General features: G+C 34.9%; 17 protein-coding genes. 5 read left to right on the forward strand and 12 right to left on the reverse strand.

Annotated elements, in window-relative coordinates; genetic code table 11:
- The 4 genes from F6P99_RS03155 to F6P99_RS03170 all read right to left on the reverse strand — a co-directional run bounded on the left by F6P99_RS03155 (window position 1) and on the right by F6P99_RS03170 (window position 7147).
- Window positions 1-444: a hypothetical protein gene (locus tag F6P99_RS03155; protein WP_152285977.1), complete on the reverse strand. Its 444-nt coding sequence runs from the start codon at window positions 442-444 to the stop codon at window positions 1-3.
- The gene (gene nagB / locus F6P99_RS03160) at window positions 444-2360 is read right to left on the reverse strand and encodes a glucosamine-6-phosphate deaminase (protein ID WP_152285978.1); all 1917 of its coding nucleotides are present in this window, start codon (window positions 2358-2360) and stop codon (window positions 444-446) included. The genes F6P99_RS03155 and nagB overlap by 1 nt, the downstream gene beginning before the upstream one ends.
- Before the next feature lie 112 nt (window positions 2361-2472).
- A complete protein-coding gene (locus F6P99_RS03165) occupies window positions 2473-4047 on the reverse strand; it encodes a RagB/SusD family nutrient uptake outer membrane protein (protein ID WP_152285979.1) in 1575 nt (524 codons plus the stop codon).
- Between the two features lie 4 nt (window positions 4048-4051).
- Window positions 4052-7147 carry a SusC/RagA family TonB-linked outer membrane protein gene (locus tag F6P99_RS03170; protein ID WP_152285980.1) on the reverse strand — a complete coding sequence of 1032 codons (3096 nt, stop codon included), beginning with the start codon at window positions 7145-7147 and terminating at the stop codon, window positions 4052-4054.
- Window positions 7148-7668: 521 nt separating this feature from the next.
- Between F6P99_RS03170 and F6P99_RS03175 the strand changes: the two genes are divergently transcribed.
- The 3 genes from F6P99_RS03175 to F6P99_RS03185 all read left to right on the forward strand — a co-directional run bounded on the left by F6P99_RS03175 (window position 7669) and on the right by F6P99_RS03185 (window position 10338).
- Complete coding sequence (locus F6P99_RS03175; protein WP_226913000.1) at window positions 7669-8424, forward strand: sensor histidine kinase; 756 nt, start codon at window positions 7669-7671, stop codon at window positions 8422-8424.
- Between the two features lie 11 nt (window positions 8425-8435).
- Complete coding sequence (locus F6P99_RS03180) at window positions 8436-9149, forward strand: LytR/AlgR family response regulator transcription factor (RefSeq protein ID WP_152285981.1); 714 nt, start codon at window positions 8436-8438, stop codon at window positions 9147-9149.
- A 97-nt stretch (window positions 9150-9246) separates the two neighbouring features.
- The gene (locus F6P99_RS03185; protein WP_152285982.1) at window positions 9247-10338 is read left to right on the forward strand and encodes an acyltransferase family protein; all 1092 of its coding nucleotides are present in this window, start codon (window positions 9247-9249) and stop codon (window positions 10336-10338) included.
- A gap of 50 nt (window positions 10339-10388) precedes the next feature.
- On the opposite strand, the gene F6P99_RS03190 is transcribed toward F6P99_RS03185, so the two are convergent.
- Window positions 10389-11708: a sugar MFS transporter gene (locus tag F6P99_RS03190; protein ID WP_152285983.1), complete on the reverse strand. Its 1320-nt coding sequence runs from the start codon at window positions 11706-11708 to the stop codon at window positions 10389-10391.
- Between the two features lie 264 nt (window positions 11709-11972).
- Between F6P99_RS03190 and F6P99_RS03195 the strand changes: the two genes are divergently transcribed.
- Entirely contained in the window at window positions 11973-14087 is a 2115-nt protein-coding gene (locus F6P99_RS03195; protein ID WP_152285984.1) for a Tex family protein, read from the forward strand.
- Window positions 14088-14090: 3 nt separating this feature from the next.
- On the opposite strand, the gene F6P99_RS03200 is transcribed toward F6P99_RS03195, so the two are convergent.
- A complete protein-coding gene (locus F6P99_RS03200; protein ID WP_152285985.1) occupies window positions 14091-14549 on the reverse strand; it encodes an Lrp/AsnC family transcriptional regulator in 459 nt (152 codons plus the stop codon).
- Window positions 14550-14709: 160 nt separating this feature from the next.
- Here F6P99_RS03200 and metE point away from each other — a divergent pair, with 160 nt between their 5' ends.
- Entirely contained in the window at window positions 14710-17022 is a 2313-nt protein-coding gene (gene metE / locus F6P99_RS03205) for a 5-methyltetrahydropteroyltriglutamate--homocysteine S-methyltransferase (RefSeq protein ID WP_152285986.1), read from the forward strand.
- Between the two features lie 81 nt (window positions 17023-17103).
- Here metE and ppnP read toward each other — a convergent pair whose 3' ends face one another.
- The 6 genes from ppnP to F6P99_RS03235 form a co-directional block, all read right to left on the reverse strand.
- Window positions 17104-17385, reverse strand: a complete 282-nt coding sequence (ppnP, locus tag F6P99_RS03210; RefSeq protein ID WP_152285987.1) for a pyrimidine/purine nucleoside phosphorylase — start codon at window positions 17383-17385, stop codon at window positions 17104-17106.
- A gap of 101 nt (window positions 17386-17486) precedes the next feature.
- Window positions 17487-18707 carry a sulfate reduction electron transfer complex DsrMKJOP subunit DsrP gene (dsrP, locus tag F6P99_RS03215; RefSeq protein ID WP_152285988.1) on the reverse strand — a complete coding sequence of 407 codons (1221 nt, stop codon included), beginning with the start codon at window positions 18705-18707 and terminating at the stop codon, window positions 17487-17489.
- Between the two features lie 41 nt (window positions 18708-18748).
- Window positions 18749-19831 (reverse strand): 4Fe-4S dicluster domain-containing protein, encoded by a 1083-nt coding sequence (locus F6P99_RS03220; RefSeq protein ID WP_152285989.1) that lies wholly within the window; start codon window positions 19829-19831, stop codon window positions 18749-18751.
- Between the two features lie 32 nt (window positions 19832-19863).
- A complete protein-coding gene (locus tag F6P99_RS03225; protein ID WP_152285990.1) occupies window positions 19864-20514 on the reverse strand; it encodes a multiheme c-type cytochrome in 651 nt (216 codons plus the stop codon).
- A gap of 76 nt (window positions 20515-20590) precedes the next feature.
- Window positions 20591-21268 carry a nitrate reductase cytochrome c-type subunit gene (locus F6P99_RS03230; RefSeq protein WP_152285991.1) on the reverse strand — a complete coding sequence of 226 codons (678 nt, stop codon included), beginning with the start codon at window positions 21266-21268 and terminating at the stop codon, window positions 20591-20593.
- A 2-nt stretch (window positions 21269-21270) separates the two neighbouring features.
- Window positions 21271-23601: a molybdopterin-dependent oxidoreductase gene (locus tag F6P99_RS03235; protein ID WP_152285992.1), complete on the reverse strand. Its 2331-nt coding sequence runs from the start codon at window positions 23599-23601 to the stop codon at window positions 21271-21273.

The raw sequence follows: 23601 nt of genomic DNA on the forward strand, positions 1-23601 counted from the left end.
TTAGTTTTTGGTTCGAATGTAAGTCTCGATTATTTTTTGATCGATTCCCAATTCTTCATTTTTTTCATAACCGCTTTGAACAAGTGTGTCACCGACAATCGAAATTTGAAATGAAAACTCTTTTCCTTCCCAACTTCTTCCTGTACAAAACTCTAGATATTCGTTGTAATTTTTACCATCATATCTATATGCTCCACCTCCGGCAATAAAGATTGCATTAGTGTCTTTCCCTTTATTCAAATCATGTCTTAAAAAAGAAAAATGTGTTTCATTGATAATTTTTATCAATCGTTGCCCTTCTGTGTAATCTGTAATCACAGTATCATTTCTTTTGATGATTTTTCCGGTTTGCAACTCCCAGCTACCCTGAATTTTATTTAATTCCTGATTCTTAGAACAGGATAAAACAACCGGTATCAAAACTATGAGCCATAAAAATCGCATCAGAAATGATATCTTTTAAAAGCTTCGATAGCAGCATAATCTGCAAGACCTAATTGATTGTATTTATTTGCTGTTAGTCTATTTCTATCCTCAACACGCACCCAAAATTCTCTAGAATCATTCCCTTGAAACATCACCCCATCTTTTTGAGATTGATGAAAGAAAATTGCATGTCTTTTTTTCAATACTTGATCTGGGCTCATCGGCACTGCCATTTCAATTTCGTAAGTTTCCCATTCATGCCAAGCTCCTCGGTATAACCAAACCCAACAATCATCCATGAATTTTTGAGGTTTGAGTATATCTAGCGCAGCAAATATGGCATCTAAACAAACTTTATGCGTACCATGAGGATCTGCCAAATCCCCTGCTGCATATATTTGATGTGGTTTAATTTCGGTAATCAAATCTGCTACTATTTGAATATCAGCATCAGAAATATCATCTTTTTTCACCTTTCCTGTTTCATAAAAAGGTAAGTCTAAAAAGTGTACATTTTCATCAGGCAAACTCATATAACGGGTAGCTGCTAAAGATTCTCCTCGACGAATCATCCCTTTAAGTTTTCTAGTTTCAGGACTATCAACACTAAACGGTTTTTTGTTTTGAATGTCTTTAATAATTCCCTTCATCAAATTAGATTCAACATTCATGTACCCCGTAACCTCAGCAAATTTCAAGGCTTCATCATCAGACACAGCAATATTTCCAGAAGTTTGGTATGCAATATGCACTTCATGTCCTTGTTCTACCAATCGATCAAACGTACCTCCCATAGAAATTACATCATCATCGGGGTGTGGACTAAATATAATCACTCGTTTTTTCTCTGGTGTAGCTCTCTCAGGGCGTTTTGTATCATCAGAATTAGGTTTTCCACCAGGCCAACCTGTAATCGTGTTTTGTAGCGCATTGAACATTTCAATATTCAACTCATAAGCACTACCTTTTTCAGCAATCAAGCTAGACATACCGTTGTCGTTATAGTCCTTATCAGTTAATTTTAAAATAGATTTATCTAACAATTCACTCAGCCATACAATCGCTTTTTTCTTCAAGTCTTCCGTCCAAATACACGAAGCAACTAACCACGGTGTTTTAATTCTTGTCAACTCAGACGATGCCTCATCATCCATCACAAAAGTTACATTTTCTACTCCTTGCAAATAAGTCGCTGGTACAGACGCTGTAATTCCTCCTTCAATAGTTTTCTTTAAAATTTCAGCCTTAGAAATACCCCATGCCAATAAAACAATTCGTTTGGCTTTGGTAATGGTACCAATACCCATAGTAATCGCTTTTCTAGGCACATTGTCAATGCCCAAAAATGAGGGAGCTGCATCACCTCGCGTCATGGTGTCTAGGGTAATTGTTCTAGTTCCCGAATTGTAATGAGACCCAGGCTCGTTGAACCCAATATGTCCAGTTCTACCAATACCTAACAATTGAAAATCAACACCACCTAATTCTTTTATTTTCAATTCATAATCGATACAATATTGATGCAAATCAGTTCCTTCTAAAGATCCATCAGGAATATTAATATTCTCTGGTAAAATATCTACATGCTTGAATAAATATTCGTGCATGAAATAATGATAACTCTGAATATTTTCTTTGTCCATCGGATAATACTCATCTAAATTAAATGAGATTACATTTTCGAAACTCAAACCTTCTTCTCTATGTAGACGAATTAGTTCTTCGTATACTTTTACTGGAGAGGATCCGGTAGCCAAACCAAGGATACATGGTTTGTTTTCTTTTGCCTTTACTCTAATAAGTGTAGCTATTTCATTCGCAACTTCGATAGAAGCCTCTTTAGAATTAGAAAACACAACATTGTGAATTTTTTCGAAACGGGTTTCTTCAAATTTCCCTGCTGGACTATAAGCTATTTTATTTTTTTGTGACATCTTAATTTGTTTAGCTTGCTATACTCAATACTTGTTTGGAAAACTGGGAGCTATAGATACTCCCAGTTTGTGACCAATCTATACTAACTCAAATAACTTCTAGTTATTCATTTTAAAAGTTGCTTCCTGCAACATCCCACCAAAGACGTGTACCTCCAGTATCAGGTCCTCCTAAGTACCCAATAGCTATATCTACGTTTGCTCCGTTGGTATTTCTTTCACTTTCTACGAAATTGATTCTTCTAATTTGAATATTCGTATCAATGGTTCCACCACTATTGTTAATCATTACCGGATAAATACGTGGGTAACCAGTTCTTCTAAATTCAGACCAAGCCTCTTGCCCATCAGGAAACATTGCGATCCATTTTTGTGTAATAATTTGCTCTAATTGCTCTTCTTGCGTACCTGCTGCGTTGTAGGCAATTTTTACATCACTACCATAGGCAATATCGTTGGCATTATTCAACGCATCAACAAAATCTGCAGGTGTGCTTGTATTGTCAGCCAAATAGGTCGCCACATCTGAAACACCGTGTTGTGTAAAAGAAGCTGTAACACCATTTTCGTAATGAGTTGCAGCAGTACCAGCACCAGACCAACCTCTTAAAGCGGCCTCTGCTTGTAAAAAGTCGACCTCAGCAGCAGTCATCCATTGCATTGTCTCACCGTCTACTACTGATCCTATTGAAGAATGCCCCACATACTGTGTTTTTGCTTCAATTTCTATTCCCATTCGAATACCTTTATAGGCACCTGCTAGTGTTGGGTCTTCAGAAATATTGAAGTATTTCTCAATTCTACCATCATTGTACCCTGTTAAAATAGATTCCATTTCAGCTCCCATTCTAATATCTCCCCAAGAACCGCTAATTACAGTTAATGGATGTGCAAATCCAGTATTGATAAACATATCTTGCTCTAAGAAACCAGCATTGCTTGCCAAACTAAGTTCTCCTTGTGTTTTTGCCAACGTAGGATTTACTTTAACGATACGTAAAGCCAATCGCAATCGTAATGAATTTGCAAATGCTCTCCATAATGAGATATCACCTTCTAATGAAGACATATCAAATGGTATAAACTGCTCGTCTGTAGTATAAGACTCTAAAATCGAAATTGCCGCTTCAAGATCTGCGAAGAATGCTGTATAGGCAACATCTTGAGAATCGTATTCACCCGTTGTTGCAAAATCGTCGTATTTCGTATAACGGATCGGACCGTATACATCAGAAACTCTATGCATCCCCGTAACTCGAATGATATTTGCTAACTGAACAAATTTTTCACCTGTTGGGTCTCCACCATTATTAACAGCATTCTTAATATCTAAAACAAATGGCATAATATTTCCATAAGCATCAGACCATGGGAAACCATTCCAACCGTCTACCAAAGCATAAGTCATGTTATTCACATTTCCAGCAAATGGTGTTGGTGGCGTCATATAACCAGAATACACATCTCCATTTAAGTTTTGTTGTAATTGAAAGTTCCAAGCTGGTGTAACGTTCATTACGTTTAAAAACATTGGAGTAAAAGACCCTCCGATATGGTTATTCATTTGAGTTAAACTCTCATTTGAAACCCCAGCTGGATTCGTATTGATATTTTCAAAATCGCTTGTACAATTCGCCAAACTAAGGGCTAATACAGAAGCTAAAGTATATTTATATAATTTTTTCATCGTCTTAGAAATTTACGTTTACATTTAATCCTACACTTCTTGTTGAAGGTTGTCCATAGATATCTACTCCTTGTAACCCATTTCCAGTACTCGCCGCAATATTCGGATCGAATGGCGCATTTTTATAGAAGAAGAAAAGGTTGTTTGCAATTAGAGAAAGTCGCATGTTTTTAACAACACTATTCGAAAAATTCAAGTTATAACCTACAGAAAACTCACGTAAACTTACGTTTGTTGCATCGTATACATATTCTCCCATCATACCAGCTCTACCACCTGTTTGCAAGTAGTAATCTTGAGCATTCATTTGTTTAGAGTTTCCATCAGTATCAACTACATTGATCATACCTCCATTCGTGTTTCTCGCATCAGCTGAAGCTTGAGACACACCATAAAAGTCGTTCACCGCTTCGGTAACACTCACTACGCTACCTCCAACTTTTGCATCAATCAAAAAGTTTACTGTGAAATTTTTGTACTCAAAATTATTGTTCCACCCCAAAGTATAATCTGGTTGAGCATGTGCGATCGTTTCGAAATCTGTTGACTCTAGTGTTAAATTCCCTGATCCATCATCTGTAACTATTGGCAATCCTTGATCATTTCTTACGATCGATCTACCACGAATAGAACCAAAATCTTCACCTTCAACTAATGAATATCCATACCCATTTACACCAGGTGCAGTAAGAACCGCTTCACCATTTTCTAAATCTGGATGTACTGAAATTACTTTGTTTTTATTCATTGCAAAGTTCAATGAAGAATTCCAAATAAAGTTATCCGTAACGATAGGCTTACCGTTAATTACCAACTCAATACCTTCGTTAGAAATTTCTCCGGCGTTTACGATATTCTGCACAAATCCTTGCGTATTTGGTTCTGCTTGGATGTAAAATATTTGATCTGTTGTTTTTGAATTGTAATATGTTAAATCAAAACCAAATCTGTTTCCAAAAAATCTCCATTCAGTTCCTAATTCAAATGATTTTTGTCTTTCTGGTCGCAATGTTTCTCCTTCTTTCACTCCGAAAGTTGGTTTGGCAAAGTTTCCTTGACCTAAAGGAATATTGTTCAATGGAATCGTAGCATATGGAGGAATGTCTTTTCCTACCTCTGCATAAGATCCTCTTAATTTTGCAAAAGAAATTACTTCTGGCAATTCGAAAATATCAGACAATACCCCTGTCAAACCTACAGATGGGTAGAAAAATGATTCTGATGAAGTGTTTACCAATGTTGAAGACCAATCTGTTCTTCCTGTAACATCTAAGAAAATCTTATTGTAAAAACCAAAGTTTGCAGAACCGAATACTGATTGTACTTCTCTATTAGAAACAGTCTGTTGTATGTCATTAGTATTCGTAAAATTGGCAATCGTAAAATAGTTAGGATATCTTAACCCTGTTCCGTTTCCAGAATCTAAATAAATCTGATCTCCAGTTGCATATTTTGTCAAACTACCACCCAACAAAGCAGTAACAGAAATATTCTCACCAATGTTTTTATTATAGTTTGCAATCAAATCTATGTATTGTTGTGTGTTTTCTGTTTTCTCCATGATATAACGACCAGTTGCAGGTACAAAAGTTAAATCACTACCAGCGTATAATTTTTTCTCAAAAGTGAAAAAAGATTTGTCGTAACTAGCTCTTGATTGTAAAGAAAACTCTTCTGAAATCTTATAGCTAACTGATACATTCGCCAATACTCTTTGCGCTATATCTTGTGATGGATTTCTATTGATCAACCAGTATGGATTCTGCTGGATATTTTCATCAAATGAAGTCGCATACTGATCCATCATGTTGGTTGTCTCATTGAAATACTCATATTGGTTTTTATAGTTTTCTCTGCTCACTCCAACTGGGTGTAAATACAATCCTGTTAATGGATTAGAATACAAACCATTCGTTGGTCTGTTGTTGATTCTTTGGTCAGATAAATTTGCGCTCGCACTAATTTGCAACTTGTCTTTGTAGAAAGACATCGTTTCTCTTAACGTTAAGTTATTACGAATTAATTTGTTGTTTGGAATCACTCCTTCTGCCAATGTGTTCGCATAAGACAAGTAAGTTTGAGCTTTCTTTGTTCCTGCGGTTAAAGCAATTGACTGAATCGCTGTATACCCTGTTTGAAAAAAATCTTTAGCATTGTTCGACAATCCATCTGTTTTTGCTCCCCAAGATTTTGGATCAGATACATTTCCGTTTTCAGCAACTGGCTGCCCAACAGAATTTGATTGGTATTCTGATTGCAATTGAGGTACTGTAAAAACATTGTCCATTGTAAAAGCAGAACTTACATTCGCCGACAAACGACCTTCTTTCCCTTTTTTCGTAGTAATTAAAATTACCCCGTTTGCTCCTTGAGAACCATATAAGGCAGCAGCAGAAGCTCCTTTTAAAACCGACATACTTTCGATATCGTCAGGATTGATCATAGACATTGCATCACCACCATCACGATTTCCTGTTTGACTACCAAATACGTTTGTTCCAGGTGCTTCACCATTTGAACCGTTTCCGCTATTTTGCATTGGCACACCATCAATCACATATAATGGATCGTTGTTCGTAGTAGAAGAGTTACCCCTTAAAACTACTTTAGAGGCTCCCCCAACACCAGAAGAACTTCTGGTAATTGTAATACCTGCAGATTTACCTGACAAACTATTTACCGGGTTGGTTTGTTTTACCGTTACCAACTCGGCACCTCCAACTTCTTGCGCTGAATAGGTCAAAGCTTTTTTCTCCTTTTTAATACCTAAGGCAGTAACAATTACTTCATCTAAAGCTTGAGAGTCTTCTTCTAAAGCAATGTTTAAGGAATTAGAATCGCCTATGGTTATAGTAACGTCTTTCATTCCTAAAAAAGAAATTTTAAGTTTTTCACCTGAAGAGGCTTCAATTGAGAAGAGACCATCAAAATCTGTTTGAGTTCCTCTACTTGTTCCTTCCACAAATACAGAAACCCCAGGTAATGGAACACCATCTGAAGCTGTGGTTACTGTACCTGTAATACTTTTTTCCTGTGCCGAAACCTGAAGGCTGAACAACATGGAAAAAACCGTAATAAATACTAAGTTAATTTTTTTCATAAAAAATATTGTTAATTGGTTTTCATGATAAAAGTAGATGGAGAATACACCTTTAAAAAAAAATATCGCCAAACGACAGAAAAAGAACAACCAATGACATTTATTAAGATACAAAGTATATTTTGAATTTTTTTCATCAAAAATCTTCGATATATTTTACTACATTTGAGAATCATCAACTTACTCAAAATGAGCGTTTCACCAATAAAAACAAGTCTTTGCCAGTATTTAGCCTTTTAAAAAAAGTGAATTTTAGAATTCCGATAAAGTACCATCTCATTTTTTGGGGAAGCTATTTTTGTCTAAATTTTATTCGATGGGGAAGTTATTTTGACGACTATTGGTATTCACTAAAATCGAATTTGGTAGAATTTCCTCTGCATATTATTTTGGTGTATTTCACACTGTATTTTTTAGTGCCAAAATTTATTTTGACCAAAAAATTCCCCTTATTTTTTATTTTCTTCACCACCTCACTGGCCATCTTATATATAACGCGTACAGCATTTAACTATTTTTTAGTGACAAAAAATATTTGGCCTGAAGCTGAAGGGTCACAAGATGCTTTTCAATTCAATCATATATTAGCAGTTACACTAGGAGAAATTTATGTAGTTGCTTTTGTGGCGGCAATCAAACTCACCGTAGAATGGATTTATCAAAAACAAAAGGCAGAAAACCTAAAAAAATTGCAGTTGCGCACTGAACTAGATTTTCTAAAATCACAAATTCAGCCCCATTTTTTCTTCAACACTTTGAACAATTTATATGCATTGACTCTAGAAAAATCAGACATTGCTCCGAGCGTGGTATTGCGTCTTTCTGACATCATGCAATATGTATTATACGAAGTAAAAGAACCTCAAATAGCTTTGTCTACTGAAATAAAATACATTCAAAATTATATCGATTTAGAGGAAATGCGCCATGGAAACAATCTAAAAATAAAAATTAAAATCCAAGGAGATATTTCTGGAGTAATGTTACCTCCATTGTTGTTTTTGCCATTTATAGAAAACTGTTTCAAACATGGAATACGTGGGAATAATAAGCTAAAAATAAAAATCGGCTTCAAAATCATCGAAAATAAAAAACTTATATTTACAACGGAAAACAACTTTTTAGAGACAGAAACCGAGACAAAACATGGTATCGGTAACCGCAATGTAAAAAGAAGATTAGAATTGTTATTCCAAAATTCTTTCGAACTAAAATCGAAAATAAAAAACGGGAACTACAAAGTAAAAATGATTCTCCCAATTAACCAAGACCATTAAACGAAATTACATTGAATATCAAAGTCCTAATAATTGATGATGAACCTTTAGCTATTAAAGTTATTGAAACCCATTTGCGTGAGTTCAAGAACTTTGAAATTGTGGCTACATTTAATGATCCTATTGCTGCGCTTGAAACGTTGAAACAAGAGGCTATAGATGTTATTTTTTTAGATATCAATATGTCAAAAATGAACGGTCTAGAATTTTTAAAAACCGTTACTATTCAACCAAATGTGGTTATCACTACTGCTTATAGAGAATATGCTGTGGAAAGCTTTGATTTGGATGTTTTAGACTATTTGGTAAAACCTATTCCGTTTACACGTTTCTTAAAAGCGGTGAATAAAATAACTCAAAAAATTCAATTACAAAGAGGGATTCATAAAACCGAAGAAGAAAATAACACTGAGGGATTTATTTTTCTTAAAGTTGAAAAAAAACTTGTAAAAATTAAATTCGACACCATCTTATATATTGAGAGTTTAAAAGATTATATCAAGGTATTTACAACAACCGGAGATTTTTTAGTACACAAATCATTAACCAGTATAACTGAAGAATTACCAACGGAAAAATTTTTACGCATTCATAGGTCTTTTACCATCGCTATTGACAAAGTTGATAGTGTTGAAGGAAATTTAATTGAAATTGCCTCAAAACGCGTACCTATTGGAAGAAAATATGTTGCCAACACCAAGAAAATTATTCTCAATCAAGAATAAAAAAAGGTTGTTTGTGGGCTAATTGCTGTTTTCTAAAGAAGGTTTTTATTTCTTAATACGGAGTTTACTACTTTATCATTTGATAAATAAAAGTCATATGAGAAATCGAATACAATCTGTAGATATATTGCGCGGTTTTACAATTGCAGCAATGATTTTAGTAAACACTCCTGGGGACTGGAATCACGTCTATGCTCCATTATTACATGCTAATTGGCATGGTCTTACACCCACTGATTTAATTTTTCCATTTTTTTTGTTCATCGTAGGAATCTCTATTTCCTATGCATATAAAAATGCAGAGAACACCCGAGCTACCTACAAAAAAATATTGATCAGAAGTTTAAAACTGATAGGCCTTGGGTTATTTTTAAATATATTTATTCCTTATTTTCCATTTGTCACTGATTTAAGTAATGTAAGAATTCCGGGTGTATTGCAAAGAATCGGAATTGTGTTTTTTATTAGCTCACTTTTATTTTTAAATTTTAATTGGAAAACTCTATTTGTAATTTCTCTTGGAACCTTAAGTGTTTATTGGCTATTTACTGGGTTCTTTCCAATGCCAAATGGGAGTCTTCCTACACTTGATCGCGCACCAAACAACTGGGCAAATTATATAGATCTACAGCTATTACAAAATCATACATGGCAAAAATACTATGACCCAGAAGGTCTTCTAAGTACCATCCCTTCGATTGTAACTTGCCTATTCGGTATTTTACTTGGAAAAATTTTACAAATTCATGCAGACAATAAAGTCAATTTACTTTTGCTCACTGCGTTTTCTTTTCTTGTAATTGGATATATATGGAGTATTTGGTATCCTGTAAACAAAGCTCTTTGGACAGGTTCTTTTGTATTTATCACTGCCGGTTATGGAACGCTTTTTTTAACAATTATCTATTATTTCTCTGATGAAATACAACTAAATTTTGGGCAAATATTTAAATATGCAGGAACCAATGCAATCACCATCTATTTTCTCTCTAGTTTGATTTCTAAGTGTTTTTATATGATTCATATAAACGAAACAGAAACCATACACTCATATGTATACAACAATTACTTCTTTGGTATTATTGGCAATCCAGAATTAGCATCACTTTTATATGCCGCTTCTGTAACAATTTTCTACTTAGTTTTAGCATACATAATGTATCGAAAAAAATGGATCATCAAAGTATGACACAAAAAAAGTCCACTTGTTCAAGTGGACTTTTTTGACTTTAAATAACCTTACTTTTTCCAGCTATGAATTTTATGTCCTTTCAATGCAAAAAATAAAATAATAGCATAACAAGGAATCAATATCCAATAACTTTCTGTAGCGGCAAGTGGTGTTGCATCTTCACCAGAAATCCCAGAATCTATGAGTACCGTTCTACTAGAATCCACCAAACGACCATACAACGGAGGAATTACTGCACCACCAGAAATTGCCATAATCAATAGAGCAGAAGCAGTCTTCGTAAATTTTCCTAGACCTTGTAATGTCAACGGCCATACTGCTGGCCATACCAAGGCATTTGCAATTCCCAATGAAGCTACAAACAAGACAGAAATAAATCCGGTCGTAGACAAAATTCCTATACTAAAAACAATTCCTAATACTGCACTTATTTTTAGAGCTGTTCCTTGACTGATAAATTTAGGTATCAATAGCGCCCCAAGTAGATATGTTGCAACCATAGCCATTAACGTAAATGTTGTAAAGAATTTGGCATCAGCTTCAGGGAAACCTAACGAAATTCCATAGGCAATAATCGTATCACCAGCAATCACCTCAGCTCCAACATAAACAAACAAAGTCAACACCCCTAACCATAAATGTGGGAATTGAAAAATACTTGTTTTTTCAGTTGTTCCTTCTTCAATTTCTTCTTCAACGGGTTCTACATGAGGGAGTGGTGCTTTTCTAATCAACACACCTAAAACAGCTAATACAATTGCCATACAGACATAAGGTGTAAAAACACTATCGGCCATGCTATCTAACAAAACTTCTTTTTCTTGCTCAGAAACCGACCCCAATTTTTTATTTACGTCACCAATCCCAGAAAGTAATAAAGATCCAAAAATTAAGGAACCTAAGGCCCCTGCAACTTTATTGGCAATACCCATAATTGAGATTCTTTTTGCTGCACTTTCAATAGGACCTAAAATGGTAATATAAGGATTGGCTGCTGTCTGTAATAAAGTCATCCCTACTCCTTGAATAAAAATACCTGTTAAAAACACCCAATACGTTCTAGCCTCTGCAGCCGGAATAAATACCAAAGCCCCAATTGCCATCACAAAAAGACCTAAAGACATTCCTTTTCTATAGCCTATTTTATTCAAAATAGAAGAAGCGGGTAATGCCATTAATACAAATGAAATATAAGACGCAGATGCGACTAAATAAGATTGTGCTTCGGTAAGCTCATTGATGGTTTTCATAAAAGGAATCAACGCTCCATTGATCCATGTTACAAATCCAAAAATAAAAAATACTCCGGCGATAATACTAATAGGAATGATACTTGATTTTTTGGTTTCTATTGCGGCTGGCTCCATAATTCAAATTAAGTTATAGGTTTTTATTCTGATTGAAAAATTCAAAAACGTGAAAATACAAAAATGAACCTTCACTGAACAATATCGGCCAACATTCATCATTCAAAAAAATAATTCGACAAAAGACACAATTTCTAGCACAAAAAACCAAACCACAAGCATAAAATCGTAGAAGTTTTCAATGAAACCAATCTTAAAAGTATCTTTTTTTAAAGTATTAATCTATTTTTGTTTCTTGACTATATGCACAGCAGATAATTATTTATGGAAATTCTTGACTATATAAAATCCAATACTGATTTAAGAGATATCAGTATCATCAACACCTTAAAATTAATTTCGGAAGACTGTACGGTTCCGTTTATTGCGAGGTATAGAAAGGAAATGACAAATAACTTAGATGAAGTTCAAATTAGCAACATTCTAAGTCATAAAAAAGTATACGACGAATTAGAAAAAAGAAAAAAAACGATTCTAAAATCTATAGAAGAACAAGGTGCTTTAGATAGTTCTTTAGAACATAAAATTAAAAACACTTTTTCTAGTACGGATTTAGAGGACTTATACCTTCCCTATAAAAAATCACGTAAAACTAAAGCAGACAAGGCGAGAGAACAAGGTTTAGAGGGGTTGGCAAAAATTATTATGTCACAAAATGCGAATGATTTAGAATATACAAGTCATAAATTTATAAAAGGTGAGATTCAATCTTCAGAAGAAGCTTTGGAGGGTGCAAGACATATCATCGCGGACTGGATCAATGAAAGAATTGATATCAGAACTTCATTGAGAAATGAATTCAAAAGAAGAGCAACCATCACCTCTAAAGTTATTAAAACCAAAGCTACAGATGAAAAAGTTCAGAAATACAAAGATTATTTCGATTGGTCAGAATCTCTTTTCAGATGTCCTTCGCATCGTTTAATGGCTTTGTTAAGAGCAGAAAAAGAAGGTTTTGTTAGAATCAAAATCGACATTGACAAAGAACAAGCTTTGTCGAGAATCGCTTCAAAAATGATCCGTTCACAAAACGAATGTTCAGAACAGATTGAACTCGCGATTAAAGATGCTTACAAAAGATTATTAGCTCCGGCACTTTCAAACGAAGTGCTTACGAATGCCAAAGAAAAAGCCGATGCCAATGCCATTCAAGTTTTTGCAAAAAATCTACAACAACTACTATTACAAGCACCATTAGGAGAAAAAAACATATTAGCATTAGACCCTGGATTTAGAACGGGTTGTAAAATGGTGTGTTTAGATGCTTATGGAAACTTAAAACACAACGACACCATTTATCTGCATAAAGACAGAGAAGCCATTGGTAAAATTACAACAGCAGTAAATGCGTATAAAATTGATGCAATCGCTATTGGAAATGGTACCGCCTCTAGAGAGACCGAAAGTTTGATCAAAAAAATAAGGTTTGAAAAAGACATTCAGGTTTTTATTGTCAACGAAGCAGGTGCCTCTATTTACTCTGCCTCAAAAATAGCTAGAGATGAATTCCCAAATTACGATGTAACCGTAAGAGGTTCGGTCTCCATTGGAAGAAGACTGGCCGACCCTCTGGCAGAATTAGTAAAAATCGATGCTAAATCTATTGGAGTAGGACAATACCAACACGACGTAGATCAGACAAAACTTAAAGAAGAATTAGACCGAGTTGTTGAGTTTTGCGTAAATAAAGTGGGTGTTAACATCAATACTGCGAGCAATTCTTTATTAAGTTATGTATCAGGTATAGGGCCAAAACTAGCAGCTAATATTGTAGCATACAGAAAAGAAAATGGTGCTTTTGAAAGTAGAGATCAAATTAAAAAAGTGCCAAGACTTGGTGCTAAAGCCTATCAGCAATCAGTAGCCTTTTTAAGAATCAAAGATGCTAAAAACCCATTAGATAATTCAGCCGTTCATCCTGAAAGCTATGCTATCGTAAAAAAAATGGCCAAAGACACCAAAACAGCATTAGATGATTTTATTGGAAACAGAGACATCTTAAAAACCCTCGACTTAAACAACTACTGTACTGATGCTGTTGGAATCCCTACTTTAAAAGATATCATCTCCGAGCTTGAAAAACCAGGATTAGATCCAAGAAAAAAAGTAAAAGTCTTTGAATTCAACGCAACTATTAAAACCATTGACGATTTAAAAACCGGACAAATTCTTCCTGGAATTGTAAACAACGTTACCAATTTTGGCTGTTTTGTAAATATAGGTATCAAAGAAAGTGGTTTGGTGCATATCTCAAAGCTTAAAAAAGGCTATGTCGGTAACGTGAGTGATGTAGTGCACTTAAATCAACATGTGCAAGTAAGAGTTGAAGAAGTCGATATTGCGAGAAAACGTATTCAGCTATCGATGAATTTCGATTAATTCTTAAAAAGGTACAGCATGCGAGTTTTTAATTTCTCCCATGACAAAGGTACTATGTGCACTACCAATATTTTGGACAGACCCAAGGTTATTTAAAACAAAATCTTGATAGTGTTTCATATCTTTTACCAAAACCTTCAACAAAAAATCATAATCCCCAGAAATGTTGTAACACTCCGTAACTTCCTCGAGTGTCATAATATCTTTTACAAATTGATTCCCTATTTCTCGGGTATGTTCTTTTAGTGTAATATTACAGAATACGGTAAGACTTTTATCCAATTTCTCAGCATCGAGAATAGCAATATACTTTTTAATATACCCTTCTTTTTCAAGTTTTTTTACTCTTTCAAAAACAGGTGTTACAGACAGATTTACTTTTGCAGCTAACTCTTTTGTCGTCAAATTCGAATTATTTTGTACAATTTTTAAAATCCTAAGATCTGTTTTATCTAGTTTCATAGAGAATATTTTTCTGTTACTTACTCAATCTTTCATCAAAAATACGTGTTTTTTCTTTTAAATAAACTTATTTAAGTGTTTTACACCAAATATCACATGTATTTATGATGTTTTATTCTTCAAAAATAACTTTGCAAAGTAAATAAACAACATCAAATTCATGAAAACTACCATTTTAGGTTATCCAAGGATTGGAAACCAACGACAATTAAAAAAAGCCTGTGAAAATTACTGGTCTGGTAAAACAGAAATCACAACATTGATTGAAACAGGGAAAAACATCAGACAAGAAAACTGGTTGTTGCAGCAAAAAACAGGAATCGATTTAATTCCTTCTAATGATTTTTCTTTTTACGATCAAGTTTTAGACGCCTGTTTAACTTTTGGCTGTATTCCAAAGCGATTTGAATCTATAAAGAAAGGAGATTTTTCAACATTGTATTTTGCTATGGCACGTGGTATTCAAACTGAGCAATTAGATACTACAGCGATGGAAATGACAAAGTGGTTTGACACCAACTATCACTTTATTGTACCAGAATTTACAATTGACCAAACATTTGAATTCTTTTCAAAAAAAATAATTGAAGAATACAAAGAGGCTCTTGAATTGGGAATTAAAACCAAGCCGGTACTTATTGGCCCTGTAACATTTTTGTTGCTTGGAAAAGAGAAAGAAAAAGGATTTCATCGTCTTGATTTATTGAATAGGCTTTTGCCAGTATACTTTCAAATAATCGATGAACTTATTGCTTTAGGGGTAGAATACATACAATTTGACGAACCAATTTTAGCGCTTGACCTATCAGACAGAGAAAGAAAAGCAATTAATAACACCTATGAATCTTTTCATGCTGCATTTCCTAGTTTGAAAATTTTCTTAGCAAATTACTTCGATTGTTATGGAGAAAATCTAGAAACGGTTTTGCAATTACCTGTAGACACGTTGCATTTAGATTTGGTAAGATGTTCTTCTCAATTAGATGATATTTTGACTTCAAAATATTTCAATCCCAACACCAAGTTATCTTTAGGGTTGGTTGATGGAAGAAATATTTGGAAAAATAATTTTGAAAACTCGTTGCGTTTTATCAAAAAAGCAGTTGAAAAAATTGCTCCAAAAAATCTATTTATTGCTTCTTCTTGTTCTCTATTACACAGCCCGTATGATTTAGAATTAGAAACGAATGAAAAAAATCTACCTTTAGAGGTGAAACAATGGCTTGCGTTTGCGAAGCAAAAACTTGAAGAGATAGCAACATTGAAAGGTTTGTCTTCATCTGAAGAAGAAGCATACTTAAATTTATTTGAAGAAAATAAATTGGCTAACCTCAACAGAAAAACATCTACACTGATTCACAATAAAAAAGTAAAATCTAGAGTAGAAAATTTACTAGAATCAGATTCACAACGAAAAAACTCTTTTAAAATTCGTCAAGAACTACAAAGAAACACCTTGCAGTTACCTCTTTATCCAACCACTACAATAGGTTCTTTTCCGCAAACCAAAGAAGTAAGAAGCTGGCGTTCAAAATTTAAAAAAGGAATTCTATCACAAAAAGAATACGATACTTTAATCGCAAAAGAAACGGAAGATTCTATTCGCTTTCAAGAAGAAACAGGTATTGATGTTTTGGTACATGGTGAATTCGAACGAAACGACATGGTAGAATATTTTGGTGAAAAATTGGAAGGTTTCGCATTCAGTAGTTTCGGATGGGTACAAAGTTATGGTAGTCGTTGTGTGAAACCACCTATTTTGTTTGGTGATGTTTCTAGAGAAAACCCAATGACTGTGAAGTGGTCTTCGTTTGCACAATCATTAACAAAAACTCCTGTCAAAGGTATGCTTACTGGCCCTGTAACTATATTACAATGGTCTTTTGTAAGAAATGACCAACCAAGAGCAACCACATGTAACCAAATTGCTTTGGCTATTAGAGATGAGGTTGTTGATCTTGAAAAAAATGGAATTCAAATTATTCAAATAGACGAACCAGCAATAAGAGAGGGACTTCCGCTACGCAAAGAAGAGTGGAAATCTTACTTAGACTGGGCAGTAAAAGCATTTAGAATTTCAGCAAGTGGTGTGAATGATGCTACACAAATTCATACGCATATGTGCTATTCTGAATTCAATGATATTATCGAAAATATTGCTGCTATGGATGCAGACGTAATTACCATAGAAACTTCTAGGTCTGAAATGGAATTGTTAGAAGCATTTGTAAATTTCAAATACCCAAATGAAATAGGACCAGGAGTTTATGACATTCATTCTCCCAGAGTTCCTTCTGTTGAAGAAATAGAGCACTTACTTGAAAAAGCAGCTAAGGTTTTACCTGTAGAACATATTTGGGTGAATCCAGATTGTGGCTTGAAAACAAGAAATTGGCCAGAAACCAAATCTGCTTTGCAAAATCTTGTAAAAGCAGCAATCAAACAACGAGTTAAAACATTGCAAACAGCATAAAAATAAAAGGGCTTTCAAATAAATTGAAAGCCCTTTTTATAAATAAATCCTACCCCTAAGATTTAAGTAATATGGTAATTCTTATTTATATTGACATAAATAAGAAGTTTGTCCTACTGATTTTACTTTAAAAGAACTATTAGCTTCTACCTCAAAAGACGTGCCAGTTTTAAATGATTTCCATTCTGTTTCACCTGGCAACAAAGCAACCAATTCACCTTCTACAACAATCATTGTTTCATGAGAAGAAGTTCCAAATTCATAATCTCCAGGCTCCATAACACCTACCGTAGAATTTCCTGTTGCTGATTTATATCCTAACGATTTTACTTTTGCGTCAAAATATTCATTTGATGAAATCATGTATTCTTTTTTTGTATTGGACTGCAAATATAGCTCAACTTCAGAGATTTACAAAACCTCTTAATATTAAGCTAATGTTAAGAATATGAAGTAAAGTATAATTATTTCTTTTTGTAACGCAACTTACCTGTCTCGATTTCTACTGCAGTTCTAGCCAAAATGGTGAATACAAACGCACCCATGGCCCATATTCCGAGAGTCACTCCTATCTCAATTCCAGTTGGTAAATATTCAGCAATTTTTCCATAGGGTCCCGGAATAAATCCTGGTACAATTAATCCAAAACCTTTTTCTATCCAAATCGCAACAAATAATAAGAAACAACAGATATATAAAATGGTCAAATTATTTCTTAATTTATGAAAAGTAAGCACCACAGTTGCCAAAATATTTAATGGTATTGCTGTCCATATCCAGGGCATCAATGCATTTTTACCATGCAAACCAAAAAATAAATAATACGCACTCTCACTATGATGCGTAGGAGCGTAAAATTCTTTAAATAGCTCAGACACCAACATTATCAAATTAATTTGAGCTGCCACAGTTACCACCAAAGCAATTTTTTTAATCGTCTTGTCTTCAATTTTAAAATCTGTATGTGAACGTATCATTGCCAAAACCAAAATAATCAGTGCAGGACCTGCTGCAAATGCAGAAGCCAAAAAACGAGGTCCTAACAAAGCATTGTTCCAATACGGTCTTGCCTGTAATCCTTGGTATAAAAATGCTGTAACTAAGTGAATTCCTACCGCCCAAAATACTGATAAAATTGCACCAGGAACATAAACTTTCGCCAAAGCTTCTTTGTTTTGATAATGACGAAATAAAATATAAAAAGGAATTGTGATGTTAATGAACAAATAACCATTCAACACCAAAACATCCCACGTTAACATTGAATTTGGAAAATTAAAAACTCCAATCCCTGGTATCATATGCCATAAAACATTCGGCCCACCCATATCTGCTACTACAAAAGCCAAACACATAAGCAATGCTGCAACCGCTAATCCTTCACCAATCAGCACAGCACGTTTAAAATCAACATCGTGTAACACATAAGTCGGCATCACTAACATTACAGCCGCCGCAGCAACTCCAACCAAAAAGGTAAAATTTGAGATATACAGTCCCCAACTCACTCGATTTGTCATTCCGGTAACACTCAGCCCCTCTTCAACTTGTATAGAGTAACAGTACATACCAGCTAACATAACGGCCGTTAAGAATGCCATCCACAAGTGGTATTTTTTAGTACCATGAGTTATGATATCTAAACTATCGATAACCAAACTCTTAAAAACTTTTAAACTTCCCATTTAATCTTATTTATAAATGATGTAATATTTTATCAAATGCATTAATCCATATAATACCAAAACTTAGGTTCTGTACCTAAATCTTCTTTCAATCGGAATACTTTTTTGTTTTCTAATACCCAACGAATGGTACTGTTTGGGTCTAATAAATTTCCGAAAACACGCGCTCCAGTCGGACAAGCTTCAACACATGCAGGGTTTTTACCATCTCGAGAGCGTTGAATACAAAAAGTACATTTTTCCATGACACCTTTCTTTCTCAACCTGTTCCCTAAGTAATGTTGATTTTTATTAATTTCTTCTTTCGGTACTTCGGGCTTACTCCAGTTAAATCTTCTTCCGTCATATGGACAAGCTGCCATACAATATCTACATCCAACACACCAATCGTAATCTACTACAACAATTCCATCTGGCTCTTTCCAAGTTGCTTGAACCGGACAAACTTCGACACATGGCGGATTGTCACAGTGAAAACATTGCGTTCCTACATAAAAATGTCCCTCAGCAGGTACTTCGTGGTAATAATTATCATCGGCCTCACCAAAATTTATTCCTTGACCGTCTTTCATCTCATGGATTCGAATATATTCCATCTGAGAATTTCTGTCTTGATTGTTTTCGGTTACACAAGCACTGACGCAATCCATATATCCTTGACATTTCGATATATTAAATGCATACCCAAACAACACACCTTCTTCGGCTGTTTTCGAAGACATATCTAACGTGTCTTGAGTTCTTATTTGATGCGAACGAACCAAACGATCAACCGTTGCTTTTTTCTCATCATCAGACATTAATTTATAATTTCCCTTGAACTGCTCTTCCCAATCAATTTGAGCTTTTTCTTTAGCTGCATCGTCTGAAGTAACACTACAAGAAGTAGAAATCGCACCTGCACCGACCAACAAACTAGCTGTTAATTGCTTAAAGGCATTTCTTCTATCCATAGTTGCTCCCATAACTTGATCAAATCCATCTACTGGTTTCGCAACTTCAGTAGAAGCATGTGAACCACACCCTCCTGACTTTTTACCGCACCCACAAGAACCTGTATCTTGAGGAACCTTTTTCTTATTTGAAAGCTTTAAGGAAAACCATTTATTTTTCTTTTCACTCATATCTTATTGGTATAATTACATTAGGTGTTCGGTTATTTTCTTTCTTGAATTTTCTGCGTATTGTATTTCGCTGGCCATCTTGACTCAAAACTTGGACTATGAGGATTGTGACAATTGACACAAGTCATTGATGCTCTTGGTGGTGCCCAACTGGCAATTTTTTTACCATGTGCTCCACCCTTCCAATCTTCAAATTGTTTTGTATGACATTGACTACATAAATTGTAACTGTTATTAAAATCTATTTTTTTACCCGTCAAACTTTTTAAATCATCCATCGCATCTCCGTTATGGCAAGTGAGACAATTCATTGTTTCTTCGTTGGCGTGTTTCAAAGTAATATTCCAATGTCCTTTTTTTGCATCTTTCCCCTTAATTTTATTCAAATCATCGGTATGACATTCAGTACAAGCATAAGATTTGATTTGACTTTTTCTTTCAGGAATTAAAAATGTATGACCACCTTCAGATATTTCCATCAAATTCATCTCTTCCAAAAACTTGTTTGAAGTAATAGAAGTTCCATGATAATCTTTACTTAATTCTTTAATTTTATCCGTCACTTTATGGTATTCCTCTTCGTGATGTTTACAAGAAAATATGCTCAATACCACCAATACAACCCCCACAAATTTTGAAACATTTTTGAGATAATCTTTATGAATCGATTTCCGAATTTTCATGGTTTTTTTTCTTCTGTTAGCGTCCTTAATTCGATTAAGAAACACGGTAAAGTTTGTTGTTAGTATTCCCATAGCGTTATTTTCTTATAAAGATTCCGATATCTGTTACCTCTTTATTATTCAAGACATGACACTGTCTACAATTCACACGTTCTGGATGAGATACTCTAATTTCTTTAGGAGCACTTGGTCCTGCATGGCAAGCCAAACAATTTTCTCTCAATTGAATTTGATGAGGAATTACGGGTGGGCTACCGGGAAGTGCATTGTTCACCCCTGCTTTTGGAGCTGGAATTTTCTCGAAATTAGTCCCTTTAAATACACCTTTTGTGTTTTGAGGAACGTGACATTGTCTGCAATTCTCATAGTCTGGATGTGGCGTAACCGGTGCATAAGCATCCCATTTTTTTACAAATCCTCCGTTTTCATGGCATTTCAAACAGTCGTTTCCTCCCATGCTTCTTTCATTTTCAACTGTATGAGGGATACTTGGAGGTGCCCCGTGATAAGCCCTGTTGTTATAATAGGTTTTCAAACTTCTTTGATGAGTTTCATCAATCGGCATTTTAGCATAATCCAATGCAAATTCTGATCGTGTAAAAACTCCTTCCTCAGAAGGAATTATTTGCATAGGTTCTCTTTCTTCTAGAGGAATATATGCTCTTTCGAGTCCTTTCTCATAACTACGATTCCAAATCACAATAAAGGAAATCAGCAGCATTGCGAATAACGATATGATACCTAATCTTTTCATAGTTATGCTTTTTCAACTTTAACGGCACATTTTTTATAATCTGGCTGTTTTGAAATCGGACAAAATGCATCTAAAGTCAAATCATTGATTAGCATATTTTCGTCAAAAAATGGCACAAAAACTTGTCCCTTTTCAGGCACACCTCTTTCGTTTACCGAAGCCGGTAACTTCATGGTACCTCTTCTGGTTGTCAATCGCACAGCATCACCTGTTCTGATTTGCATTTTCTTAGCATCTTCTGGATGTAATTCAACATATCCATGAGGCATTGCTTTGTGTAAAACAGGAATCCTTCTTGTCATCGATCCTGTATGCCAATGCTCTACAACACGACCGGTACATAACCAAAAATCAAATTTCTCATCGGGTACTTCAGGAGCCGGCTCGTAAGGTCTTTGCCATATTACAGCTTTACCATCTGGTTTTCCGTAAAAATGAAACTCTTCATCGTTAGAACAAGCTGGGTCGTATTTAGAATTGAAACGCCATTGTGTAGATTTCCCATCAACATAAGGCCATTGCGCGCCAGGTTCAGATTTTAACACTTCTAAAGGAGCCATTCCGTGCTTTTTCCCTTCATGATGCTTTCTATACTCATTGTATATTTCTTCAATATGTGTTTCTTCTTTGTAATAAAACTGTTTTTCGAAGCCCATTCTCTTAGCAACTTCAATCAATTGCCATGTATCACTCATCGCCTCACCTGGTGGTTGTACCATTTGTTCGAAATACTGTGTTCTTCGCTCTGAATTACCATACATACCTTCGCGCTCTACCCACATTGCAGATGGCAATATTACATCGGCAATATCTGTAGTAGGAGTGGGATAAATATCTGACACTACAATAAACCTTCCTTCTTTTTTAGTGGCGTCTCTATAACGTTTTAATTTAGGCATTGTCACCATCGGATTTGTAACCTGAATCCACATAAACCTCAAATCACCACGATCTAAAGCTCTAAACATTTCAACTGTATGCAAACTTGGTTTTGAAGGAATATTTTCCACCGGTACATCCCATATTTTCGCTGCATGTTCACGATGTGCTTTATTCATAACCACCCCATGAGGTAATTTATGAGTCAATGTACCTACTTCTCTTACCGTACCACAAGCACTAGGCTGACCGGTTAAAGAAAACGGACTATTACCAGGTGTTGATATTTTACCTGTAAGCAAATGGATGTTATAGACTAAATTATTGATCCAAGTACCTCTAGTATGCTGGTTCATTCCCATACACCAAAGAGACATTACTTTCTTGTTCGGATCACCATAATAAGAAGCCATGTACTTTATATCTTTAGCTGAAACACCCGAAATTTTTTCAACTTTTTCCGGAGCATAATCTTCTAAAAATTCTTTGTATTCCTCAAAAGAAATTTTTTCAGGCTTGTCGTTAAAACTATACTTGTCTTCTAAACCATAACCCATATTGGTTGACCCTTTGCTGAAGTTACAGTGTTTTGAAACAAACTCTTGATTTACCCAACCTTTTTTAATTATTTCATAACAGATAGCATTGGCAACAGCCAAGTCAGTTTGCGGTTGAAAAATAATCGATTTATCTGATGCCATGCTGGTACGAGTAGTTCGCGTAGCAAAATCAATAATTTTAACTCCACGTTTCAAACGTTGATCTAACAGACGAGAGAACAATACCGGATGCATTTCTGCCATATTATTACCCCACAACACAAATACATCAGCATGATCAATATCTTCGTAACATCCCATAGGTTCATCTGAACCAAAAGAAGTTAAGAATCCCGTAACAGCACTTGCCATACACAAACGCGCATTTGCTTCAACATTATTAGTACCTATACAACCCTTGAATAGTTTTGAAGCGACATAACCATCTGGAATTGTCCATTGTCCAGATCCATAGATAGAGACGGCATCTTTTCCATAATCTTTTATGGTAGTTTGCATTTTCTCTGCGATGATATCTAAAGCTTCTTTCATCGAAGTTTTTACATATTTGCCATTTTTCTTTACCCACGGATGTGTCAGACGGTCTTTTCCATACATAGACATAACTGAATGGTACCCTTTCACACAACACAAACCTTTATTTACAGGAGACTTTGGATCTCCTTTTACAGCAACAGCCTTTCCATTTTCAACTCCTACGAGTACTCCACAACCTACACCGCAAAAACGACAAGGTGCTTTTTTCCAATCTAAATTTCCTCCTTTTGGCAAACCTCTTTCTTGCTCTTCAGCAAATAGAATTCCAGGAAACATTGTAGCAGCAGCAGTCATTGCCGAGAGCACTGCCATTTTTTTAATAAAATCTCTCCTGTTAGATAAAGTAGATGTATACAT

The sequence above is a fragment of the Flavicella marina genome, from assembly GCF_009193215.1.
GTDB classification, from domain to species: domain Bacteria; phylum Bacteroidota; class Bacteroidia; order Flavobacteriales; family Flavobacteriaceae; genus Flavicella; species Flavicella marina.

Coding starts and splice junctions, on each gene's coding strand:
- F6P99_RS03230 (WP_152285991.1), bottom strand. CDS start 21,268: ATGAAAAGATTAGGTATCATATCGTTATTCGCAATGCTGCTGATTTCC.
- F6P99_RS03195 (WP_152285984.1), top strand. CDS start 11,973: ATGGAAATTCTTGACTATATAAAATCCAATACTGATTTAAGAGATATC.
- dsrP (WP_152285988.1), bottom strand. CDS start 18,707: ATGGGAAGTTTAAAAGTTTTTAAGAGTTTGGTTATCGATAGTTTAGAT.
- F6P99_RS03165 (WP_152285979.1), bottom strand. CDS start 4,047: ATGAAAAAATTATATAAATATACTTTAGCTTCTGTATTAGCCCTTAGT.
- F6P99_RS03190 (WP_152285983.1), bottom strand. CDS start 11,708: ATGGAGCCAGCCGCAATAGAAACCAAAAAATCAAGTATCATTCCTATT.
- F6P99_RS03155 (WP_152285977.1), bottom strand. CDS start 444: ATGCGATTTTTATGGCTCATAGTTTTGATACCGGTTGTTTTATCCTGT.
- F6P99_RS03185 (WP_152285982.1), top strand. CDS start 9,247: ATGAGAAATCGAATACAATCTGTAGATATATTGCGCGGTTTTACAATT.
- ppnP (WP_152285987.1), bottom strand. CDS start 17,385: ATGATTTCATCAAATGAATATTTTGACGCAAAAGTAAAATCGTTAGGA.
- F6P99_RS03235 (WP_152285992.1), bottom strand. CDS start 23,601: ATGTATACATCTACTTTATCTAACAGGAGAGATTTTATTAAAAAAATG.
- metE (WP_152285986.1), top strand. CDS start 14,710: ATGAAAACTACCATTTTAGGTTATCCAAGGATTGGAAACCAACGACAA.
- F6P99_RS03220 (WP_152285989.1), bottom strand. CDS start 19,831: ATGAGTGAAAAGAAAAATAAATGGTTTTCCTTAAAGCTTTCAAATAAG.
- F6P99_RS03200 (WP_152285985.1), bottom strand. CDS start 14,549: ATGAAACTAGATAAAACAGATCTTAGGATTTTAAAAATTGTACAAAAT.
- F6P99_RS03170 (WP_152285980.1), bottom strand. CDS start 7,147: ATGAAAAAAATTAACTTAGTATTTATTACGGTTTTTTCCATGTTGTTC.
- nagB (WP_152285978.1), bottom strand. CDS start 2,360: ATGTCACAAAAAAATAAAATAGCTTATAGTCCAGCAGGGAAATTTGAA.
- F6P99_RS03225 (WP_152285990.1), bottom strand. CDS start 20,514: ATGAAAATTCGGAAATCGATTCATAAAGATTATCTCAAAAATGTTTCA.